General features: G+C 67.3%; 10 protein-coding genes. 2 read left to right on the forward strand and 8 right to left on the reverse strand.

Annotation, left to right across the window (positions count from 1 at the left end):
- On the forward strand, window positions 1-135 hold a 135-nt coding region (locus AXA74_RS24745; protein WP_155680923.1), incomplete at its 5' end, for a chemotaxis protein.
- Between the two features lie 149 nt (window positions 136-284).
- Window positions 285-1,919, forward strand: a complete 1,635-nt coding sequence (locus tag AXA74_RS23455) for a methyl-accepting chemotaxis protein (protein ID WP_048940173.1) — start codon at window positions 285-287, stop codon at window positions 1,917-1,919.
- Between the two features lie 17 nt (window positions 1,920-1,936).
- Here the strand turns inward: AXA74_RS23455 and fliR are convergent, their stop codons facing one another.
- The 8 genes from fliR to AXA74_RS23495 form a co-directional block, all read right to left on the reverse strand.
- A complete protein-coding gene (gene fliR, locus AXA74_RS23460; RefSeq protein ID WP_029581241.1) occupies window positions 1,937-2,725 on the reverse strand; it encodes a flagellar biosynthetic protein FliR in 789 nt (262 codons plus the stop codon).
- A 5-nt stretch (window positions 2,726-2,730) separates the two neighbouring features.
- A complete protein-coding gene (gene fliQ / locus AXA74_RS23465; RefSeq protein ID WP_032956713.1) occupies window positions 2,731-3,000 on the reverse strand; it encodes a flagellar biosynthesis protein FliQ in 270 nt (89 codons plus the stop codon).
- A gap of 16 nt (window positions 3,001-3,016) precedes the next feature.
- Window positions 3,017-3,784, reverse strand: a complete 768-nt coding sequence (gene fliP / locus AXA74_RS23470; protein WP_029581239.1) for a flagellar type III secretion system pore protein FliP — start codon at window positions 3,782-3,784, stop codon at window positions 3,017-3,019.
- 19 nt (window positions 3,785-3,803) lie between these two features.
- Complete coding sequence (fliO, locus tag AXA74_RS23475; protein WP_029581238.1) at window positions 3,804-4,118, reverse strand: flagellar biosynthetic protein FliO; 315 nt, start codon at window positions 4,116-4,118, stop codon at window positions 3,804-3,806.
- Window positions 4,119-4,124: 6 nt separating this feature from the next.
- A complete protein-coding gene (gene fliN / locus AXA74_RS23480) occupies window positions 4,125-4,655 on the reverse strand; it encodes a flagellar motor switch protein FliN (RefSeq protein WP_029581237.1) in 531 nt (176 codons plus the stop codon).
- Window positions 4,648-5,652 (reverse strand): flagellar motor switch protein FliM, encoded by a 1,005-nt coding sequence (gene fliM, locus AXA74_RS23485; RefSeq protein WP_029581236.1) that lies wholly within the window; start codon window positions 5,650-5,652, stop codon window positions 4,648-4,650. Before fliM ends, fliN begins: the two co-directional genes overlap by 8 nt.
- Before the next feature lie 2 nt (window positions 5,653-5,654).
- Window positions 5,655-6,224 carry a flagellar basal body-associated protein FliL gene (gene fliL, locus AXA74_RS23490; protein WP_029581235.1) on the reverse strand — a complete coding sequence of 190 codons (570 nt, stop codon included), beginning with the start codon at window positions 6,222-6,224 and terminating at the stop codon, window positions 5,655-5,657.
- 136 nt (window positions 6,225-6,360) lie between these two features.
- A partial coding sequence (locus tag AXA74_RS23495; RefSeq protein ID WP_162266995.1) for a flagellar hook-length control protein FliK occupies window positions 6,361-7,037 on the reverse strand: 677 nt, incomplete at its 5' end.

Consider the following 7,037-nt stretch of genomic DNA (forward strand, 5'->3'; position numbering starts at 1 on the left):
GCCGCGCTGCAGGAGCAATCGCAGCACCTGGCCGAGGCGGTGGCGGTGTTCAAGATCAACACCGGCGAGGTGATCGATGTGGCCACGCCGACCTTGACCGGCGGCTACCAGGCGCCGATGGTGGCGCAGAACTGAGCCATTCCAACGATCCAGCCGGTCTGGATCCCCCCCGCGGTCCGCGCAGCCGGACCGGCTTTTTTTCCCGCGACGATCCGGCTTGTCCGGATCGTTTTTTCCTTCAGGAAGCGCGCGGGGTCGCAAGGCAGAAGACAGGAGACTAGGCAGTGCGCGTCAACCTACCCATTTACGATGTCGAAACCCGTCTGCGCGAGGATCAGTATCTGATATCCCGCACGGACACCAAGGGGCGCATCGTCTATGCCAACCCGGCGTTCGTCGAGGTCAGCGGTTTCGATCGCGAAGAATTGATGGGCAAGGCCCACAACATCGTGCGCCATCCCGATATGCCGGCCGAGGCCTATGAAGACCTCTGGCGCACATTGCAGGCCGGCCGCTCATGGCTGGGCGTGGTGAAGAACCGCCGCAAGGATGGCGGCTATTACTGGGTGCTGGCCAATGCCACCCCCATCTTCGAGGACGGCGAGGTGGTGGCCTATTCATCGGTGCGCGTGCGGCCCACCGACGAGCAGATCGAAGAGGCCGAGGTGCATTATGAGCAATTGCGCCAAGGACGGGCGCGCGGCTGGCGTATCGAAGGCGGGCAGATCGTACCCACGGGCTGGCGCGGCTTGCTGTCGCGCCTGGGCCAGCCGCTGCGCCGCGGCGCCGGCCCGCAGATGTTGCGCGCGGCGCTGCTGTCCAGCCTGCTTTTCGGCGGCCTGGCCGCCTGGCTGCTCGAAAGCCGGTGGCAGGGCCTGGACCCGCTGCAGGCCGGCCTGGGCGTAGCCGGCGCCCTGGCGGGCGTCGGGCTCATCGGCCTGGCGCAGTGGCGCGTCTGGCGCAATGTGCTGCGGCCTTTGCGCGAGGCCGCCGACATGGCGCGCCAAGTCGCCGCGGGCAACCTGACCAGCCAGGTGTTCGCCGACACCAAGGACGAGGTGGGCAATCTGGCGTTTTCGCTGGATGTGATGCGCAAGAGCCTGATCGGCATCGCGCGCGACGTGTATGCGGGCATCGCCGGCACGACGCATGCCGCCATGGGCATTTCGCAGGGCAACCAGGAGCTTTCGCGGCGCACCAGCGATCAAAGCGCATCGCTGCAGAGCACCGCGGCCAGCATGCAGCAGCTGACCTCGACGGTGCGCCAGAACGCCGACCATGCGCGCCAGGCCAACGACCTGGCCGCCAGCAGCATGGACGTGGCGCGGCGCGGCGGCGACGCGGTCGACCAGGTGGTGCACACCATGCACGGCATCTCCGACAGCTCGCGCCGCATCGCCGACATCGTCACCATCATCGAGGGCATCGCCTTCCAGACCAATATCCTGGCGCTCAACGCGGCGGTCGAGGCCGCCCGCGCGGGCGAGTCGGGCAAGGGTTTTGCCGTGGTGGCGGGCGAAGTGCGCAGCCTGGCGCAGAAGAGCGCCCAGGCCGCCCGCGAGATCAAGGACCTGATCAGCGAATCCGTGGACCGCGTCACCGAGGGGTCTTCGCAGGCCGAGCAGGCCGGCGCGACCATGCAGGAAATTGTCGACGCCGTGCGCCGCGTGACCGATATCATCGGCGAGATCTCGGTGGCCTCGCAACAGCAGGCCAGCGGCATCGAGCAGATGGAGCAGGCCGTGGCCGAGATGGATGGCATGACGGAGAAGAACAGCGCCCTGGTGCAACAGCTGGGCACGGCCGTCTCGCAGCTGGGCGGCCAGTCGTCGGCCCTGCGCGAGACCATCCAGGTCTTCCGCCTGGCAAGCGAGAGCGCGGACAGGCGCCTGGCGCATCGCGCCGAAGAGGTGGCCTGACGGGAGCGCCGCCCGCCTCAGCGGGTGGCAAAGCCCTGCGCCACGTCGCTCATGGTCTGCAGGCCGCGCTGGAAGAGGGCCTCCAGGAAAGGGCCGGCGTGCGGCAGCACCACGGCCAACACCAGCAGGCCGACGGTCAGCATGATGGGGAAGCCCACGGCGAAGACGGTCAGCTGGGGAGCCGCGCGGTTGAGGATGCCCATGGCCAGGTTGATGGTCAGCAGCGCGCAGACCAGGGGCAGGGACAGCAGCAGCCCGGAGACGAAGACGGTGCCGCTCCACTGGATCAGCACGCCCAGGCCATTGCGGTCCAGCACGGCGGGTGTCAGGGGCAGCACATCGAAGCTGCGCACCAGGGCGGCCAGCATCAGCAGATGCCCATCCAGCGCCAGGAAGACCAGCATGGCGATGATGTTCAGGAAACGGGACAGCACGGCGGTGTTGGCGCCGGTGGCCGGATCGAAGAAGGAGGCGAAGGACAGGCCCATCTGCAGGCCGACGTACTCGCCGGCGGTCTGCACGGCGGCGAACACCACGCGCATGGCGAAGCCCATGGCCACGCCGATCAGCACCTGCTGCGCCAGCAGCAGCAGCCCTTCATAGCTGCTGGGCGAGACCGTGGGCATGGGCGGCAGTCCCGGGGCGATGGCCGCCGCAAGGACGAAGGGCAAGCCTATCTTGACCTTGACCGGGATGGTCGACTCGGAGAACAGCGGCGAGGCGCCCACCAGCGCCAGGATGCGTATGAACGGCCAGAGAAACTGCCCCATCCAGCCATTGAGCTGATCGATGGTGAAGCTGAACACGGCCTTCAGGAAATCAGCATGGGAATGCCGCTGATGAGCTGCCGGATGTAGTCGACCAGCAGTTCGATCAGCCAGGGGCCCAGCAGCACCAGCACCCCGCACATCGCCAGCAGCTTGGGGATGAAGGACAGGGTCATTTCATTGATCTGCGTGGCCGCCTGGAAAACGCTGATGACCAGGCCCACCACCAGTGTCACCAGCAATAGCGGTCCGGCCAGCGCCAGGGCGATCTTCATGGCCTGGTAGGCCATGGTCATGACGGTTTCCGCGGTCATCGCTGCCAGCCTCCTGTCATTGATAGAAGCTCTGGGCCAGCGAGCCCAGCAGCAGGTTCCAGCCATCGGCCAGCACGAAAAGCATGAGCTTGAAGGGCAGGGAGACGGTCACCGGCGGCACCATCATCATGCCCAGCGCCATCAGCACGCTGGCCACCACCAGGTCGATGATGAGAAAGGGGATGAAGATGGTGAAGCCGATCTGGAAGGCGGTCTTCAGTTCGCTGGTGATGAAGGCCGGGATCAGGATGCGCATCGGTACCTTGGAGGGATCCTCGATCTTGGGCATGTTGGCCAGGTTGGCGAACAAGGAAAGATCGTTCTCGCGCGTCTGGTGCAGCATGAAGGTGTGCAGCGGCGCGCCGGCCCGCTCGACCGCCGTTTCGAACGGGATGCTGCCGGCCGACAGCGGCTGGTAGGCCTCGGTATAGATTTTGTCGAACACCGGCGACATGGTGTAGAAGGTCAGGAAGAGCGCGATGCCGACCAAAACATGGTTGGGAGGCGACATGGCCGTGCCCATGGCGCTGCGCAGCAGGCCCAGCACGATGATGATGCGGGTGAAACCCGTCATCATCAGCAGCGCGGCCGGCAGGAAGGACAGCGAGGTCATCAGCAGCAGGGTCTGCATGCTGAGCGAATAGGTCTGCGAACCGTCGGCGCCGGGCGTGGCGGTCAGGGCGGGCAGGGTGGCCTGGGCGATGGCGCCATCCGGCCACAATGACAGGGAGGCGATGGCCGCGATCCCCAGCAGGGGCAGGCTCGTGCGTAGGGCGGGCTTCATGAGTGGCAAAACGGCGGGCTCAGCGGCGCTTGAGCGCGTGGCCGAGCTTGTGCGCGAAAGTGGCGGTCTCGGGCGCGGGGGCTTCGCCGGCGGGGAGGGTGTGCAAGGTGGTGATCTGGCCGGGCGTCACGCCCAGCACCAGCCAGGTCTTGTCGACCTCGATGACGACCACGCTCTGGCGCGGTCCCAGCGCCTGCGCGGCCACCTGGCGCAGCACCGCGCCCTGGGCGCGCTGGCCCATGCCGGCGCGCCGGGCCAGCCAGCCGGCGGCGAGGATGGCCGCCAGGACCAGCAGCAGGCCGATCACCACGCGCAGGAGGCTGGCTTCGTTCATGGCGCTTCAGCGGCGGTTGTTCAGGCGGTTGATGCGCTCGGAGGGCGTGATGATGTCGGTCAGGCGGATGCCGTACTTGTCCTCGACCACCACCACTTCGCCTTGGGCGATCAGGTAGCCATTGACGAAGATGTCCATCGGTTCGCCGGCCAGGCCGTCGAGCTCCACCACCGAGCCCTGGCCCAGCTGCAGCAGGTTCTTGATGGTCAGGCGCGTGCGGCCCAGTTCGACCGTCAGCTGGACGGGCACGTCCATGATGAGGTCGATGTCGGCCCCGCCGGCGTTTTCCTTGCTGGTCAGCGGCTTGAACACCGTCTGGGCGGCGGATTGAGGCGCAGGCGCAGCGGCGGGCGCGGCCGGGGCGGCGGCGTTCTGCTCGGCCATGGCGCTGGCCCAGTCGTCCTGGCCGCGCAGACCGTCGGCCTGGGTGGGCGGCGCGTTGCGGGATTGTTCGGCGAGCGCGTCGGCCCAGTCGTCGGCCGCGCTGGAGGGTGCGCTGGCGCCGGTCTGGTCGGGCCGCTCGTTCGTGTCAGTCATGGTCGGGGGCCTCGTTGGAGTCGTCTTGATTGAGCATGTTCTGTACGCGCAGGGCGTACTGGCCGTTGAAGACGCCGTAGCTGCATTCCATCAGCGGTACGCCGTCCACGTGGGCGGTAACGGTTTGCGGGATCTCGATCGGCAGGATGTCGCCCACCTTGAGCTGGGTGAGCGCGCCGATCGAGGAGGGGATGCGGGCGAATTCGGCCACCAGGTCCACGTCGGCGCTGCGCACCTGGCGCGAGAGCTGCTGGGACCAGCGCTGGTCGACTTCCTCGAGCGCCGAATCCTGCAGCGGGCGCGTGAGCAGATCGCGCACCGGCTCGATCATGGAGTAGGGCAGGCAGATGTTCAGGTCGCCGCCCGTGGCGCCGAACTCGATATGGAAGGAAGACACCACCACCACTTCGTTGTCGCCGGTGATGCTGGCGAATTTGGTGTGCATCTCCGAACGCACATATTCGAACTCGATGGGATACACCGGATCCCAGGACTTGCCGTAGCTCTCCAGCGTCAGGTTGAGCAGGCGGCGGATGATGCGCTGCTCGGTCGTGGTGAAATCACGGCCCTCGACGCGGGTGTGATAGCGCCCGTCGCCGCCGAACAGGCTGTCGATCACCAAGAAGACCAGACTGGGGTCGTAGGTGAACAGCGCCGTGCCGCGCAGCGGCTTCATCTGGATCATGTTCAGATTGCTGGGCACCGGCAGATTGCGCTCGAAATCCGCGTACTTCAGGATCTTGATCGAGCCGACGGTGATGTCGGCGCTGCGCCGCATGAAGTTCAGCAGCACATGGCGCATATTGCGCGCGAAGCGCTCGTTGATGAGCTCCAGCGTCTGCATGCGCCGGCGCACGACGCGGTCCGGCGAACTCAGGTCATAGGCGCGCGTGCCGTCCTGCTCTTCGGGGCGGCTTTGTTTATCGTCGCTCTCGCCGGTGACGCCGGCCAGCAGCGCATCGACTTCATCCTGAGAAAGAAATGCCTCGTAGGCCATGCTTATTGCACCACGAACGCCGTGAAGAGCACATCGGTCACGAACTGACCGTCGGGCAGGGGCGAGAAGGGTTTGTTGACGGCCGCCTGCAGGGTCTTGGCCATGGCTTGCTTGCCGTCCAGCGTCTGCACCGATTGCGGCGTCTGCGACGACAGGATCATCAGGATGCGGTTGCGCACCTCCGGCATATAGCGTTCGATGCGTTGGCGCGATTGATCGTCGCTCACGCGCAGCGTCAGGCCCACATGCATGATGCGCTCGGCGTCGGCGTCGTGCAGCGTGACCGTGAAAGCTTCCAGCGGGATGAAAATCGGCGCGGGCACCACGGCCGGCTGGGCGGGCGAGGGCACGAATGTCGTCGGCGCGGCGCCCGCGGTCTGGCCGACGCCGAGCTGCACGGCCGCCTGCAGCTGTTGCTGCTGGTAGCGGGACATGAAATACCAGGTTCCCGCCACGCTGGCCACGACCACGAGCAGAAGGACCAGCAGCGCCAGCAAGGGGCGCAGCAGCTTGCCGGCGCCACCGGCAGCGCTACGGACAGCAGGCATGGCGGGAGATTTGGAAGTGGCCATCGTTTAAAGAGTTCGGGCTCGGGTTCGGGTTATCGGGATGGGATGATTCTGCCCCAAGTCTCGCGCGCCCAGGCACGCGAAAAACAGGGCGAAAGCGGGGTATCTCAGCCTATTGCTGCGCGGCGTGGACAGGGGTTCAGGCGTAGGTGTTGACCAGTCCGTCATGGGCCTGGGCGCGCGGGGCGGGGGCCGTCTCGCGTTCGGGCGAACCCTGGGCATAGCCGCCGTCCTGGCGTTGGCCGCCGGCGGCATTGCCCGAAGATTGCCCATTGGGCTGGCCGCCCATGGCCTGCTGGCCCTGGTCGCCGACATGGGTCTGGCCGAGCGAAATCCCCGCCTGCGACAAGGCCTGCTGCAACTGCGGCAGCGCCGACTCCACGGCCTGGCGCACGGCGGCATGGGCCGACACGAAACTGGCGCTGGCCACGCCGTCATTCAGGCTCAGCGTGACACGCAGCGGCCCGAGGTCGGGCGGGTCCAGGCGCAGCTCGGCGGTATGGCTGCCCTGGGCCAGGTTCTGGCTGAACGTCACGACCTGGCGGCTCAGTTCCTGGCCCCATTGCGTGGCGCCTACGGGCGTGCTGACCTGAAGGGCGGGTGCGGCCGGCGCCATATCGGCGGCAGCCGCTTGGCGCGGCGTGGGCAGCGTCAGGGCGGCCAGCGGTTCGGCGGCGGGCGCGGCGGCGGCTTCGGCGGCCGCCAGCCTGGGGGCCTCTTCCTGCGTGGCCGGCAGCTCCACGTGGTGGGGTTGGGCGGCCGGGCTGGCCGTCGCTTGCGCGGCAAGCGCATGCAGGGGCGCGGCGGGCTCGCGGC

The sequence above is a fragment of the Bordetella hinzii LMG 13501 genome (assembly GCF_001548475.1).
Classification (GTDB): Bacteria; Pseudomonadota; Gammaproteobacteria; order Burkholderiales; family Burkholderiaceae_B; genus Bordetella; species Bordetella hinzii.

What these genes read in the sequence shown, in the direction of transcription:
- fliQ (WP_032956713.1), bottom strand. Translation starts at nt 3,000, where the DNA reads ATGACCGCGGAAACCGTCATGACCATGGCCTACCAGGCCATGAAGATC.
- fliP (WP_029581239.1), bottom strand. Translation starts at nt 3,784, where the DNA reads ATGAAGCCCGCCCTACGCACGAGCCTGCCCCTGCTGGGGATCGCGGCC.
- fliO (WP_029581238.1), bottom strand. Translation starts at nt 4,118, where the DNA reads ATGAACGAAGCCAGCCTCCTGCGCGTGGTGATCGGCCTGCTGCTGGTC.
- fliN (WP_029581237.1), bottom strand. Translation starts at nt 4,655, where the DNA reads ATGACTGACACGAACGAGCGGCCCGACCAGACCGGCGCCAGCGCACCC.
- fliM (WP_029581236.1), bottom strand. Translation starts at nt 5,652, where the DNA reads ATGGCCTACGAGGCATTTCTTTCTCAGGATGAAGTCGATGCGCTGCTG.
- fliL (WP_029581235.1), bottom strand. Translation starts at nt 6,224, where the DNA reads ATGGCCACTTCCAAATCTCCCGCCATGCCTGCTGTCCGTAGCGCTGCC.